Origin of the sequence: Tautonia rosea (assembly GCF_012958305.1) — a bacterium.
Taxonomy (GTDB): Bacteria; Planctomycetota; Planctomycetia; order Isosphaerales; family Isosphaeraceae; genus Tautonia; species Tautonia rosea.
On record NZ_JABBYO010000001.1, the window covers coordinates 626,345 to 641,010 of the forward strand.

10 protein-coding genes are annotated in these 14,666 nt (G+C 61.9%); 7 read left to right on the plus strand and 3 right to left on the minus strand.

Going from position 1 to position 14,666, the window contains the following annotated elements; translation table 11 throughout:
* Positions 1 to 121 precede the first annotated feature (121 nt).
* Entirely contained in the window at positions 122 to 463 is a 342-nt protein-coding gene (locus HG800_RS02480; RefSeq protein ID WP_169973296.1) for a DMT family protein, read from the plus strand.
* Positions 464 to 513: 50 nt separating this feature from the next.
* Complete coding sequence (locus HG800_RS02485) at positions 514 to 1,632, plus strand: esterase/lipase family protein (RefSeq protein ID WP_169973298.1); 1,119 nt, start codon at positions 514 to 516, stop codon at positions 1,630 to 1,632.
* Between the two features lie 118 nt (positions 1,633 to 1,750).
* Here HG800_RS02485 and HG800_RS02490 read toward each other — a convergent pair whose 3' ends face one another.
* A complete protein-coding gene (locus HG800_RS02490) occupies positions 1,751 to 3,664 on the minus strand; it encodes a POT-type proton-dependent oligopeptide transporter (RefSeq protein WP_169973301.1) in 1,914 nt (637 codons plus the stop codon).
* A gap of 723 nt (positions 3,665 to 4,387) precedes the next feature.
* Between HG800_RS02490 and HG800_RS02495 the strand changes: the two genes are divergently transcribed.
* The 3 genes from HG800_RS02495 to HG800_RS02505 all read left to right on the plus strand — a co-directional run bounded on the left by HG800_RS02495 (position 4,388) and on the right by HG800_RS02505 (position 9,282).
* Positions 4,388 to 6,445 carry a S9 family peptidase gene (locus HG800_RS02495; protein ID WP_169973303.1) on the plus strand — a complete coding sequence of 686 codons (2,058 nt, stop codon included), beginning with the start codon at positions 4,388 to 4,390 and terminating at the stop codon, positions 6,443 to 6,445.
* 149 nt (positions 6,446 to 6,594) lie between these two features.
* Positions 6,595 to 7,557: a sulfotransferase family protein gene (locus tag HG800_RS02500; protein ID WP_169973305.1), complete on the plus strand. Its 963-nt coding sequence runs from the start codon at positions 6,595 to 6,597 to the stop codon at positions 7,555 to 7,557.
* A 72-nt stretch (positions 7,558 to 7,629) separates the two neighbouring features.
* Positions 7,630 to 9,282, plus strand: a complete 1,653-nt coding sequence (locus tag HG800_RS02505; protein WP_169973307.1) for a formate--tetrahydrofolate ligase — start codon at positions 7,630 to 7,632, stop codon at positions 9,280 to 9,282.
* A gap of 15 nt (positions 9,283 to 9,297) precedes the next feature.
* On the opposite strand, the gene HG800_RS02510 is transcribed toward HG800_RS02505, so the two are convergent.
* Entirely contained in the window at positions 9,298 to 9,831 is a 534-nt protein-coding gene (locus HG800_RS02510) for a TlpA family protein disulfide reductase (protein WP_169973308.1), read from the minus strand.
* A gap of 1,840 nt (positions 9,832 to 11,671) precedes the next feature.
* Complete coding sequence (locus HG800_RS02515; protein ID WP_315851951.1) at positions 11,672 to 12,526, minus strand: SirB1 family protein; 855 nt, start codon at positions 12,524 to 12,526, stop codon at positions 11,672 to 11,674.
* 210 nt (positions 12,527 to 12,736) lie between these two features.
* Here HG800_RS02515 and HG800_RS02520 point away from each other — a divergent pair, with 210 nt between their 5' ends.
* Positions 12,737 to 13,573 (plus strand): transketolase, encoded by an 837-nt coding sequence (locus HG800_RS02520; protein WP_169973505.1) that lies wholly within the window; start codon positions 12,737 to 12,739, stop codon positions 13,571 to 13,573.
* Between the two features lie 79 nt (positions 13,574 to 13,652).
* Entirely contained in the window at positions 13,653 to 14,633 is a 981-nt protein-coding gene (locus HG800_RS02525; protein WP_169973310.1) for a transketolase family protein, read from the plus strand.
* Positions 14,634 to 14,666: the final 33 nt, after the last annotated feature.

Here is a 14,666-nt window from a genome sequence, read left to right on the forward strand (position 1 = left end):
TCCACCAAACGAGTCGCGACTCCTATGATAGACTGGCTTGTCTGACGATTGACCTGAGCGTGCCGGCCACCGGGGCCGATTCTTCTGGCTTCGGATGCAAGCTCCCCTGGGGGTTCCGGAGATGTCTCGGGTCGTTGTCTTGATCCTGGGATTGATGGCGAGCAACGTGTTCATGACGATCGCCTGGTATGGCCATCTTAAGGGCTTCAAAGAACGGCCCTGGCTGCTCGTCGCCCTGGTCAGTTGGCTCATTGCCTTCTTCGAGTATCTGATCCACGTTCCCGCGAACCGGATCGGGCATCAGGTCTTGAATGTCGGACAGCTTAAGATTCTCCAGGAAGTCATCACGCTCAGTGTGTTCGTCCCGTTTGCAATGCTCTACCTCGGCGAGCCGCTTCGGTGGAATTACCTCTGGGCGGGGTTCTGTTTGGTTGGCGCGGTTTACTTTATCTTCAGGGGCTGATGGAACGGTTCCCTCCCCTTCCTCACGGACTTCCGGATCGAGGAGATCCCATGCTGCCGACGCTCGTCTTCCTGCTCGCCGGATGGTCCCCCCTGACCTCGACCGAGGCTCCCCCAATCGTCGTCGCGTCCCCAGACGAACCCGCCCGTGCCGAGTCACCGAAGGCTGAGGCTCCCGCCCGCCGGTTTCGCCCCCGACTCAAGGGGCTCAACCCCCGCCCCTCCTACCGACCCAACGACCCAACCCGCCCGACGGTTTGCCTCATCCACGGCATCAACTCCACCTCCGGCTCGTTCGTCCACCTTGCCCCGTTGCTCGAACGCCAGGGCTACGGCGTGGTCCTTTACGACTATCCGTACAACCAGGAACTCTCTCAGACGATCCCCGCCTTTATCGAGTCCCTCAAATCGTTTCGAAACGAGCACAACGACGCGCAGCCCTGGAGCATCCTTTGTCACTCGATGGGGGCCTTGCTCGCCCGAAGTTACGTGGAGGGGCCAAACTACAACAGTGATGTGGCTTCCTTGATCTTGATCGGCCCTCCCAATGCCGGGTCGGCCCTGGCTCCCGCTCAGGACATCCTTCAGGTGCTGGAAGCCATTCGGGCCTCGATCGACCCTGAAGGCCGTACCTTGATGGTCCTCGGCGAGCAGATCAGCGCCGCTGCCAAGGACCTCTCGCCCGGCAGTCGCTTTCTCTCCCGACTGGCCCGGAGTCGTCCCCGAGAAGGCGTGCCCTATTACATTCTGGCCGGGGACGTTGGCTTCCTCTCGCGAGAGGTCCGAGAGACGATCGAGGCCCGCTACCGCCAGGTTCAGCGCCGCGCCGGCTTCCTCGGTGGTCTTGCTGGACTCGCGCTTCGAAACTTGCCCGACGTGCTCGACGTGCTGACCGAAGGAACCGGAGACGGAGCCGTTGCCGTCGCCTCAACCCGTCTTGAGGGGGCAACCGAGCATGTTGTCATCCCGGTCAATCACGTCGAGCTGATCCGGGGCCCGCTGTTCTATCCAGAACCTGGCCCGGTTGCCTGCGAGCCCTTCGTCTCGCGCTGGCTGGCCGAGTCCTTGCCGATCACGAGCCTCACCGAAGTGAAACCCGACTCGCAGACGGACGTGGAATCCCAGACGAAGACCGAAGCCCCCGTCGAGATCGGCGGGAACGGCTCCTGAGCAATCGTTCCTGGGCCCACTTGATTTTCTTGGGAGCCTCGGCCGGTCTCTCCACCCGAGGCTCCAAACCTCGTTCCGCCACACTTCTTCCGAAGGAACGAGCGTCTCGATCGACGGCTCAATCTCCCGGCGGAACGTGCCCCTCGATCGGCCCTTCGGGCGGGTTTCCTTCCGAGTCGTGATGCGAGGCTTCCTCAGCCTTTAACCGCTCGACCGATCGGTTGAACCGTCGAGCAATCAAGAGGAAGGCCATCGACACGGGAATCATCATCACGGCCATCAGAATGAAGAAGACATACGCCGGCATCTTCGGGTACTGCGGCGTAATCACGGCGTTCAGCTGATTGGCAAAGAAGACCGTCAGCAGGAAGCAGCCGGTGATGAACCCCTTCATCGACTTCGGCGCGGCCGTGAAGGCCAGCTCCAGGCCGACAACCGAGATGCATAACTCCGCCACCGTCACAATCACATAGGCAAGAATCTGCCAGATCACGGACGGCTTGGGCAGTTCGATCGCCCCTTGATACCGCTTCGTCACCGCCTCAACCAGCTCCGGCCCGCCAACTCCGGGACGAACAATCCCCGGATAGCGCTCTTCAATCGCCCCGACAAGTGCCTCGGAGGCTCCCGTTCCTAGATCCCCCGCGCCGAGCATCGCCACCCGCTCGGCTCCCGGCTCGATCTCCAGGGTCGCCACCTCCTCCACCGACTGAACCCGAGCGACCCGGTTCGTCGGCGATTCGGTCCGATTCAACTGAAGCTTCAGGGCCAGATCGGCCTTGTCGCTCAGCGTGATGAAGTCGTACCCGTCGGAGATGTAATTGGCATATATCCCTTCAGGAGACAACGGAAGCTGGGGCACGTACACCACCTGCGGCGAGCCGTCCAGCTCGAGCGCTTGCACATCGGCGACCGTATGAACAATCGAGTATCCTCCCCCTCGCTCAGCGATCTCGGCCACCTCGGGGGTTGCCTCGTCGTCAAAGAGAACGAAGTGCGCCCCGTCCTGCGAGAGTCGATCGACCGTCTGGTGCGCCATCCACGCCGGAACGGCCATCATCGCCATGCTCAGGGCCGTGAAGACAAAGCCAACGAGCATCTTGTCGGTCGCCCGAAGCGGATAGCCCCACGCGGCCAACCCTCGCCAGCCGAGGGTCACGATCGGTAAGAGCGTCAAAACGAAGACCGGGTTGAACGCCTGCACGGCGTCGGGAGCGAGCGTCACACCGAAGAGGCTCAGGTCGAGCAGGTCTCTCGCGAAGAAGGTCCAGGTGCTCGCCTGCTGATCGAAAATGCTCCAGAAGAAGCAGATGACAAAAAAGAGGCCGAAAATCCGCCGAATCACCTGCCGGCGCTGAAGTTTCTCTTCCGGACTTGGCGGCGTCCGGTCGATCACCTCCACCGCGTAATGCTTCTTCCCCGCCGCGAAGAAGACGAACGCCACGGCCATCAAGACCGCCGGGAACAGGAAGGCGATTGCATAGCCGTACTGATCTCGGAGAAACGGCAGCATGAAGGTCGAGATCGCCGATCCGATGTTGATCGCCGCGTAGTACATGGCGAAGGCGTCGCTTCGCAGTTGTTCCTCTCCCGGACGTTTCTGATCGTAGGTCAAACCCATCAAGGTCGAGATGTTTGGCTTGATCACCCCGCTTCCCATCGCCAGCAAGGCCAAGGCGATGATGAGAAACGGCACGCTCTCGACCCCAAGAATCACATGGCCGAGAATATAAGGAATCGAAAATCCGACAATCGTCCAGTACTTGCCGAAATAGTTGTCAGCGATGTACCCCCCGACCAGGGGCAGAAAATACGCTGCGGCGATGAACTGGCTCATCGCGAAGCTGGCCATCTGGTCTCCCAGGCCGAGCTGGGTCGACATGTACAGCAAGAGGATGGCCCTCATGCCGTAGTAGCTGCTCCGCTCGGCCAGCTCTCCCCAGAAGATGAACCAGAACCCCTTCGGATGGTGAGCCAGGTAGCCGAGGAGTCCCCGGCGCGAGGCTCCACTCGCGTCTGCCGCACTGCTCATCGCGTTCTTGCTCCGTGGAATCGGATCAGCCCCGACCGCGCCGACGATTCGAAACGGGTGCAGCCCGCACCCGCTCGGGGATTCCAAAAAGCGGGCTCGGAGAGAGGAACAAGCCGGCCGCCGACGAGGGGCTCTAGGTCGATCGACGCGGACATCCTGCCAGATCATCCCCCCGATTGCCAGGCCGCCCCGACCTCCGGGGGCTTGCGCCAAACCCTCCAATCGTGTAATCTGCCTGTCAATCCGCCCGGAGCGTTCCCCGTCCCTTCGGAGAGATGTGGCACGATCCCTGGACAGCAATCTCTTGATCGAGTGACTGCCCAGGCTCGGTCTCACGATACTTACAGAGGAAGGCTCGCAGGATGGCGAGATCGGCCTCGAAGCTTTCGGCTGGTCTCGCAGCTCGATCACCAGGCCTGATCACGTGCCACCTTTCGACCCGTCCCTGAACATCCTGTTGAAAAGGTTCCGAAACGAGCCGCGACAATTCTCGCAAACTCTGTTAAGAAAACCATTTCCGCCCGAATCTCCTGGCGCACCCGAAGCGCACCCCGTCAGAACCTGGAAACGACTCATCGCCCGCACCTGATCCCACACCGTCGATTCCCAAAACGAACACGCACCTTCGGTCCAAGTCATGCTCTCGCTTGAGTTTCCATCAAGGCGATTCAGCGCACCCGAAGGCGCACCGGCCCGCGCACCTCGATTGAGGATTGACCCCCAATGACCCGACTCGTCCCGCTCTTACTCCTCGTTTGTCTTGCGTTCACCGGCCGCCTCCTTGCCGCCGCCGGCGGTCGACCGATGACGGTCGATGACCTGCTCGCCATCAAGAGCGTCTCCGACCCCCAGGTCTCCCCCGACGGTTCGAAGGTCGTCTACGTTGTTTCCGAGGTCGATCGCGAGGCAGGCCGATCCAACAGTTCCCTCTGGCTCGTTCCCGTGGTCGGTGGCGAACCCAAGCAACTGACCACCGCCAAGGGATCGAACGCCCACCCTCGATGGAGCCCCGACGGCAAGTCGATCGCCTTCGTTTCCTCCCGAAGCGGTTCGAGCCAGGTCTGGCTCCTCCCCCTCGACGGAGGCGAGGCCCGGCAACTGACCGACCTGCCGATCGACGTCGACGGCCCCATCTGGTCCCCGACCGGCGATCACCTGGCGGTCGTCGCCCATGTTTACCCCGGCCTCTCTCCCGAGGACACCGCCAAGAAGGACAAGGAGAAGGGGGAATCGAAGACCTCCGCCCAGACCTACGATCACCTCATGGTTCGTCACTGGATGTCCTGGGATGAGGGCAAGCGTAGCCATCTCTTCGTCGTGAACGCCCAAACCGGAGAGGCCCGCGACCTGACCCCCGACCTTCCCGTCAACGTCCCCCCTGCCCCCTTCGGCGGCTCGACCGACTACGCGTTCTCGGCCGATGGCAAGACGCTTGCCTTCACCGCCGAGCCGCTCGAAAACCGCCCCTGGTCGACCAACTCCGACCTCTGGACCGTCCTGGTCGAGGGCGGCGCGCTGACGAACCTGACCTCCGCCAACCCGGGAGCCGACGCTCACCCCTCGTTCTCCCCCGATGGTAAGTGGTTTGCCTATGTCAGTCAGGCGAGATCCGGATTCGAGGCCGATCAGTGGGTCCTGAACGTCATCTCCGTGGCCGACCTCGGCACCGGAGCGCCGATTCCGTTGACGGCCGTGATCGACCGCCCCGTCTCCTCCTTCTCGTGGGAACGCGACCGACCCGCCTTGCTGGCGATCGTCGACGATGGCGGCGACAGCGTTGTGTACGAGGTCCCCGCACTGGCCCGGATGGCCCCCCGACCAATCCTCTCCGGTGAAGGCTCGTACGGGGATGCCCAGCGCGCTTCCGACGGAGCCATTGTCTTCACCCGGTCGTCCGCATCGCGGCCGACCGAACTCTGGGTTGATCCCCCCGGTCCCAACAATTTCCGACCACTCACGGCACACAACGATGACCTGATCGAGTCCCTCGACCTTCCCCCCGCCGAGTCCTTCACCTTCGCCGGGGCCGATGGCGACGAGGTCCAGGGCTGGCTCGTCCGGCCTCCGGGGCTGGAGGAGGGCAAGAAGGCTCCCGTCCTGTTTCTGATCCACGGCGGGCCGCAAGGCTCGTGGCACAATAGCTGGCACTCCCGGTGGAACCTCGCCCTCTTTGCCGCCCCCGGCTATGCCGTCGTCGCGGTCAACCCCCGCGGCTCGACCGGCTTCGGCCAAACGTTCACCGACCAGATTAGCACCGACTGGAGCGGCCGGGTTTACGAGGACCTGATGAAGGGGCTCGATTTCGCCCTCGAAACCTACGACTTCCTCGATCCCGACCGCATCGCCGCCGCCGGAGGCTCCTACGGCGGCTACATGGTCAACTGGATCGCAGGCCACTCTGACCGCTTTAAGGCGCTCATCTCCCACGCTGGCGTCTTCGACCTGCAAAGCATGTACTTCACCACCGAGGAACTCTGGTTCCCCGAGTGGGAATTTGGCGGTACCCCCTGGGAGAACCCCGAGGCCTACCAGATTCACTCACCGAGCAACTTCGTCAAACACTTCAAGACGCCCACCCTGGTCATCCACGGCGCGCTCGACTTCCGTGTTCCCGATGCCCAGGGGCTCGGGATGTTCACCGCCCTTCAACGTCAGGGAGTGCCCAGCCGCTACGTCTTCTTCCCCGACGAGGGCCACTGGATCGCCAAGCCCGCCAACCGTGTCACCTGGTGGAACGAGGTGCATCAGTGGCTGGCGACCTATCTCGGTGAGGAGTCTTGAGGAACGCTCACATGGTTGGGAGTCGTCAATCTCGGGCGACTTCCGACCCGATCCCGGCGACCCCGACCGCAGGGCAAACGTTGTTGCCATGACGGTGATGAAGTACAGTTTTCAAAACGACTCCCGACCCTCTTTTCAAACACACTTCGATGACATCCTCCTTGATCGAGCATCCGGTCTTCCTGGTCGGCTCCGAGCGCAGCGGGAGCACGATGCTTCGCCTGATGCTCCAGCATCATCCCCTCATCGCCTACGGTTCCGAAGCCGAGTTCATCGTCCAGATCCTCTCCGATGACCGGAACGCCGAGTGGCCGGATCATGAGAAGGTCCGCAATTTCCTGGAACTCGATCGAAAATTCCGCAAGTACAACCTTGAACTCGACCCTTCGCTTGCCTATCCCGACCTTGCCCGGAGCTTTCTCGCCCAGATCTTGGAACGCAAGCCAGGCTCACCCGAGGTGGTGGGCGTGACGATCCATTACGATTACCACCGGCTTCCGAAGCTCTGGCCCAACGCCCGCTACATCCACCTGCTCAGAGACCCCCGAGACGTCGCCCGATCGGTCATCGGTATGGGATGGGCCGGCAACGTCTGGAACGCGTCAAAAGTCTGGAAGAAGGCCGAACATCAATGGGACGTTCTCCGATCCCAGATCGATCCCGAGCGCTTCACGGAGATCCGATTCGAGGAACTAACGGCCAATCCGACTGAGGAGCTGACCCGGCTTTGTTCCTTCCTCGGCATTCCCTACGATGCCGCAATGCTCAGTTATCCCGAGCATTCCACCTACGATGCTCCCGATCCGAAGCTCACCTATCAGTGGAAGCGAAAGCTCTCTGAGCATGAGGTTCAGCTCGTTGAGTCCTTCCTGGGCGACGTCATGGAATCCCGAGGCTATCCCCGCAGCGGACTCCCCCGCATCGACGTTGACCCTGCCGAACAGAAACGTCTCGATCGCCAGAACTACTGGTACAAGGTCAAGCATCGGATGAAATTCATGGGGCCGTCCCTGTTCACCGCAGACTACCTCGCCCGACGCATTGCACCTCCCGCGATCCGAAGGATGGTCCAGCAACGTGTTGATGCACTGGTCAATGCAAACCTGAAATAATGCGTACTTATCGAAGGAACGACCCCGGGCGAACACTTCGGCCGGGCCGATTTTGGGGAGCCTGGCACACTAATGGCTGATTCTCTTCAACGACGACCGATCACCGAGGTCGCTCATGACCTCGGCATCCTCGAATCCGCGCTCGAACCTTACGGGCGAGACAAGGCCAAGGTCCGCCTCGATGCCCTTACTGAGGCCGGGGCTCGGCGGCCCGAGGGGAAGCTCATCCTCGTCTCCGCCATCACCCCCACTCCGGCCGGCGAGGGAAAAACGACCACCTCAATCGGCCTGGCCCAGGGGCTCCGTCGGATCGGCAAGGATGCTTGCCTGGCCCTCCGCCAACCCTCGATGGGGCCGGTCTTCGGTCGCAAAGGCGGGGCCACGGGCGGCGGAGCAAGCACGGTTGAGCCGTCGAATGTGATCAACCTCCAGTTCACTGGCGACTTTCACGCCATCACCGCCGCGCACAACCTGCTCGCCGCGGCGATGGATAATCAGCTCCACTTCGGCATGACCGACCTCGACCCCCGCCGGGTCCTCTGGAAGCGGGCGATGGACATGAACGACCGCTCCTTGCGGCGGATCGTCCTCGGCCTCGGTGGCCCCGGTCAAGGCGTTCCGCGCGAGTCGGGTTTCGACATCACGGCGGCCAGTGAGGTCATGGCCATCCTCTGCCTGGCCGAGTCGTACGAGGACCTCCGGACTCGGCTCGACCGCATCCTCCTCGGCTACAATCGCCAGGGAGAGCCTCTGCTTGCCTCCTCGACCGGCGTGACCGGCTCCATGGTGGCGATCCTCAACGAAGCCTTGATGCCGAATCTCGTGCAGTCGGTCGAGGGCGCTCCCGCCTTCGTCCACGGCGGCCCGTTCGCCAACATCGCCCACGGCTGCAACTCGGTGCTGGCCACCCGGATGGCCCTGGCCCATGCCGATTACGCCGTGACGGAGGCTGGCTTCGCCTTCGACCTCGGGGCCGAGAAATTCTTCGACATCAAGTGCCGATCGGCCGGCTTGAACCCCTCGGCCGTGGTCATTGTCGCCACCGTCCGGGCCTTGAAGATGCACGGCGGTGTCAGTCTTGATGATCTGACACACCCCGACCCCTCGGCCGTCGAGCGCGGCCTGGAGAACCTGGCCGCTCACCTCGACGCCGCACGGCACTTCGGCAAGCCCGTCGTCGTCGCGATCAACCAGCGTCGTGAAGACACCGACGGCGAACTGGGCGTGATCCACGCCTTCTGCGAAGGGCTTGGGATCCCTTGTGCCACCGCCGACGTCTTCGGTCAAGGTGGAGCAGGAGCCACCACACTGGCCGAGTTGGTCGTCACCGCGGCCGACCAACCCCAGACCCCCTACCGACCGCTCTACGACCTCGATCAGACTCCCGAAGCGAAGATCGAAACCATCGCCCGATCGATCTACGGCGCCGACGGCATCACCATCACCGCCGAGGCCCAGACAAAGCTTCGCAAGCTCGAACGTCTCGGCTACGGCTCGCTTCCCATCTGTATGGCAAAGACCCAGGACTCGCTCTCCGACAACCCGAAACTTCGCGGACGTCCCCGAGGCTTTACGATCACCGTCCGGGACATTGAGATCGCCGCCGGCGCCGGCTTCCTGGTCGCCCTCACCGGGGAGATCGTTCGGATGCCGGGACTACCTCGTCAACCAGCGGCGCTCCGGATCGATGTCGATCCAAGTGGAACCATCACCGGACTCTCATAAAATCATAGATTCTTATCACCGTTTTGTCACCGTCATGACTGATTCGTCCATCGCGGCAGCAATCGCCCGGTCGAGCCTCATGATCTTGTCTCCCGTCGCTCCCGTCTCGCGGTGGACGACGTTCCCCTGTCGGTCGAGGAGAATGAAGGTCGGATAGTATTGAACCTCCATCGCGCTGGCCACCGGGCAAGGCTGGTCGGTCGGGGCCAGGAGGATCGGATAGTTCAGGCCCAAGCGTCGTGAGAGTCGAGCCAGGGACTTCGGCCCCCCCTCCCCGTTCCGCTGGTAGGCAATCGAGACGACCCGCAACCGACTGGGACCAAACTGTCGCTGGAGGTCCGCCAGATGAGGCATCGCGGCCACGCACGGATCGCACCAGGTGCCCCAGAAACAGAGCAAGATGTGGTCCGATTCCGTCTCTTTGAACTGGAAGCTCTGTCCCTGAAGGTCGGGAAGAATGAAGTCCTCCAGCCGATTCCGTGCTGAGTCAAAACGAACAACGGGTTCGACCGAGGGCGTCGTTTCTGAGGCGTCCTGTTCCCTCGACACCCACTTCAGGAGCCCTTTCGACCAGCGTCCCGGGCCATTGGATTCGGAAGTACCCGCTACTCCTTGCTCGTTCGACGCAACTCCCTCGTTCAACGGACTCGGCGGGGGGAGGTCGGACCATCGGAAGGTCCGAGTGTTCTCTTGAGCCCTTGGGACTGTATCCCCCGTGATGACCTCCTCTTCAATCGATCTCGGCCTATTTCCTCGGTCGGCATCGGCCATTTTTGCATCAGGGGAAGGTTCCGAGAAGCTGCTGGACAAGCCGGTCTGAGGCTCGATCTTCGTGTCTCGAGTCAGAAGATTGTCGGAAGAGTCTGAAGGCTCCGGGAACGTGAATCCCTCTTCAGGAGCGTGAGAGACACCGACCGGGACTCCGGGCTGACTCGCTGGCTCCTCGGTCGCCGGGACAGGCTCGGACGTCGTTTGTGATCCCGCAGTGATGGATGACCCCGAGCGGATCGGCGCGTCAGGCAGCCGCATTGATCCCGGTTGCGAGTCAATAGCGGTCCTTGAGGGGTACTCAGACGCAACTTCACCGGTAAGTTCATCAGTCTCGGGAGGTGCATCTGTCATTAAGAGGGGCGGGTCGGGTTGTTCTCGGTCCTGATCCGTGGCGGGTTCGAACCGCCTGACCAGTGGCACGGTTTCAACCGTCGTCCTGGGAGAATCCGACGCCATCGGCCTCGGCTCTGGCAACAGGCGTGTCGCCTTCCTCCCGATTCGAGCATCCGAGGATCCCTGAGGGACGGTCCTCGACTCATTTCCCGAAGACATCGGCATCGGGAAGTCGTTCGGATCGACATCCGAGGACTCCTGAAGGATTCCGGGATTTCCCTCGAAGCGATCAGGAACGGCCCCAGTCGCAGAGGAAGATCGCTTCTGATCCTCCGCGATCATGCTCGAAGGTGGTTCGAACGAGCGGTCGGATTCAGGGAAACGTGCGTCCTCAACCCAGTCATCGAATCGCTGAGATGGATCAAGCGATACCCGGTTGACCGAGTCAAACGGGATCCACCCTGTCCGATTCCTTGCTGGTGCCCGATCCGCTCGCACGGGTGACTCAGTCGAGTCCTGCGGTCGATTGTTCAAGATCGAGACCCGTTCCAGGTCCCGATCATTTCGGCTGTACGAGGCGGCTCTGGAGGATTCCATTCCAGCGCGTGATGTGAACGCTGGTCCTTCCGCACTCTCGACCGAGGCCACTTCGATCCGAACCTTCTCCGAGGGCGCCGAAACCGACGATCGGCCGAGCAGGAACTCGTTGCCGTCATCCCATTCAGCGATCAAGGTGTACTCTTCGCCGCGACGTAGACCCTTGAGCAGAAACTGGCCGGATCGGTTCGTCGTCCCGACCACCTCTCGACCTCCGGGGGTGCCATCAACGGCCAGTCGAACCTGTGCATTGGCGACCGGGACACCGCGATCATCGACGACCTGTCCGATGACCTCATCGGGCTCCTCGCCGGCGACAGGCGGGTCGACTCTACTGGAGATCGTCGAAGGAGCTCCCTCCCGGATCGCCAGACGTTCCGGACCGATCCCAACCCCGGCAATAGTTCTGACATCCGGACCGCGACCGAGTCCACCCCTGGGCAGATTCCGGCAGCCGGTCAGTCCGACAACCAGCAGCGCGGTCGTGATGATCCATCCGACCCTTCGCGTCTGCAAGGACACTCCTCCGTCCCCCTGTTCCGCCCGTCGAAACGGCGGTCCAGAAGGCACTCCAGCGATCGAGGCGGAACGCGTCCGACCCAAGGACGGGCCGCTCGCCTCTTGCTCCTTCATCTTTCTATCGGCACGCTCTCGGAGCATCTTGAACCGATTGTGCTTATCGTTTCGATCAGTTCGCCCCTGGACCCCCCTCCTGGGCCTGCCGGTGTCGGGCGTTGAGGATCAAGGCCCGGATCGTTTCGGCATCCGGGGCCTGTCCGGCTTGCTCCAGATAAGCGGAGAGCTGTTCGATTCCCTCGTCCAGCCGATCGATTCCCAGAGCAACGATCCCGAGGTCTCGCCTATACCCCGCCTCCTGGGGTTCGAGGGCCACAAGTCGCGTCAAGACGGCGGAGGCCAGCATGGCATCGCCGCTCTGCAAGTGAATGGCGCGGAGGTTCCGGAGCATGCGGGCCACGACCTCGGCCGTGGACATCGGCCGGAACTGCTCTTCGGAGAGATCGACTACCGTTCCGCTTCGAGAGGAAACGAGGTGCCGACAGCCTTGCCGATCGAGAATTCTGCCACCTTGGAAAGGATCGATGAACATCGGGTCTTTCAACCCTTGATCGGCCCTGAGCACAAAATGTGCAGGCAGATTCACTCCATCCAGACGCAGTCCGAGCCGTTCGGCCACACCCAAGTACAGCACTCCGAGGCTGATCGGAATTCCGGTGCGGCGGTCGAGCACTTCGTTCAGGTAACTGTTGTTGGGGTCAAAGTAATCGTCGTCGTTCCCCGTAAAGCCTTCCTCGACATACAGGACCCAGTTGATCTGCTGGATCAGCTCCTGTGTCCCAACCTCCTCGGGAATTCGAAGCCGAACCCGCTTGGCGAGGTCGTTGATCCGTCGCAAGTACGGTTCAAAGACCAGGTCAGGGCATGCGTCTCGGGCGATCTCCAACGCAATTCTCACGAGGTCTGCTCGGGAATTTCCCTTGAGAAGCTGGAGAAATTCAGGACTATCGGGAACAAATCGGGGCACGATCGGAGTCTCGGTCGACGGTCGAAGTTCTCGGAAGCGACGGGGTTCAGCCACGTCTCGACAGGCCTCGACGCCTGCGATAACGATCCTAACACGAGCGTCGAAACACGAACATCAGCCTCGGCTTCAGGAGAAGCGCTCTTGCCCAAACCGACACGGGATCCTTATGTTCAAGGGCCGTTTCGACGACGCATCCTGGAGGAATTGACCGTGCCCGCCAACCTCGAAGAGCTGAAACAGCGCGCCAAGGCCATTCGCATCGAGATTCTCAAGAGCACGACCGAGGCCGGGTCAGGACACCCGAGCAGTTCGATGTCGGCCGCCGAGGTGGTGACGGCGCTGTACTTCGGCGGGTTCATGAACTACGACCCGAAGCAACCTCATTGGCCCGATCGCGACCGCTTCATCCTCTCCAAGGGGCACGCCGCACCAGTCCTCTATGCGGCGATGGCCGAAGCGGGTTACTTCCCAAAAGATCAGTTGATGACCCTCCGCAAGCTGGGTAGCCCGCTGGAAGGGCACCCGAACATGAAACGCCTGCCGGGGATTGAGGCCTCAACCGGTTCGCTCGGTCAAGGGCTCTCGATCGGGGTCGGCCACGCCCTGGCCGCTCGGGTCGATGGCAAGTCGTACCATACCTATGTGATGACTGGTGACGGCGAGCTGGGCCAGGGCCAGATCTGGGAAGCCGCCGCCTCAGCCGCGAAGTACAAGCTCGAGAACCTGACCTGCATCGTCGACCGCAACCACTTCCAGCAGACCGGCGCTGCCGAAGACGTGCTGAACATGGACCCGATCGACGGCAAGTTTGCCGCCTTCGGCTGGCACACCCAGGTCATCAACGGGAATGACATGAACGAGGTCGTGACCGCCCTGGAACGCGTCCGAGCGGTGAAAGGGCAGCCAACCTGCATCGTCTCCTTGACCCACAAGGGCCAGGGAATGCTCAAGCTTCTGGAAAAGCTTGGCGACACGAACTTCCACGGCAAGCCGATGAAGCCTCAGGATCTCGACGAGGCGATTGCCGAGGTCGAAGCAAGCGCTTGAACGTGGCTGAGCCTTCGACCCAATACGCAACGATCGAACATTCAAGAATATTCCACACAAGACAAAGGTGACATTACTCATGGCGGGCGCTTCCTCTGCGTTGCAGTCCAAGCGAGCGATTGGCAAGGCCACCCGGGACGCGTTCGGCCGTGCCCTGGAGGCGCTCGGCGGCGACTATCCGAACGTGGTCGTAGTCGATGCCGACGTTTCCAACTCGACCCGAACCGAATGGTTCGGCAAGAAGTTTCCCGACCGCTTCTTCAATATTGGTATTGCCGAAAGCAACCTCGTCGGCATTGCCGGCGGTCTCGCCTCGTGCGGGAAAACTCCGGTGATCGCCAGCTTCGCCGCGTTTATTCTCTGCAACGCGTATGATCAGTTGCGGATGGCAGTCGCCTATCCGAAGCTGAATGTCAAGGTGGTCGGCAGCCACGCGGGGATCTCCATCGGCGAGGATGGTGCCTCGCAGATGGGAATCGAGGACGTGAGCCTCGCCTGCTCCTTGCCGGGATTCGTTGTGGTCGTCACCGCCGACGAGGCCTCGACCCGAGCGGCCACCAAGGCGATTCTCGACTACCAGGGGCCGGTCTATCTGCGTACCGGCCGCCCCGACGTACCCAAGGTTTACACCGACGAACAGGCTCCGTTCACGATTGGCAAGGCGAACGTCCTCCGCGAAGGAAGCGATGTTAGCATTATTGCCTATGGCTTGATGGTTGCCTCCGCGCTCGATGCCGCTGACGAACTCGCCGGAAAGGGAATCGAGGCTCGCGTCATTGACATGCACACGATCAAGCCGCTCGACCGAGAGGCGGTGCTCGCCGCGGCTCGGGAGACAGGAGCCATCGTCGTGGCCGAGGAGCACCTGGCCCACGGCGGACTCGGCAGTGTCGTGGCGATGGCCATTGCCGAAGCTCAGCCGGTGCCCATCCGCTACGTCAATCTCAACGACTCGTTTGGCGAGAGTGGATCGCCCGAGGCCTTGCTTGAGAAATACGGCCTGACTGCCTCACGGGTTGTCGAGGCCGCGGAAGCCGCCGTTCTCGCCAAGAAGGCCTGATCCGACCGGAATCAACCGCAGGATTGACAATCA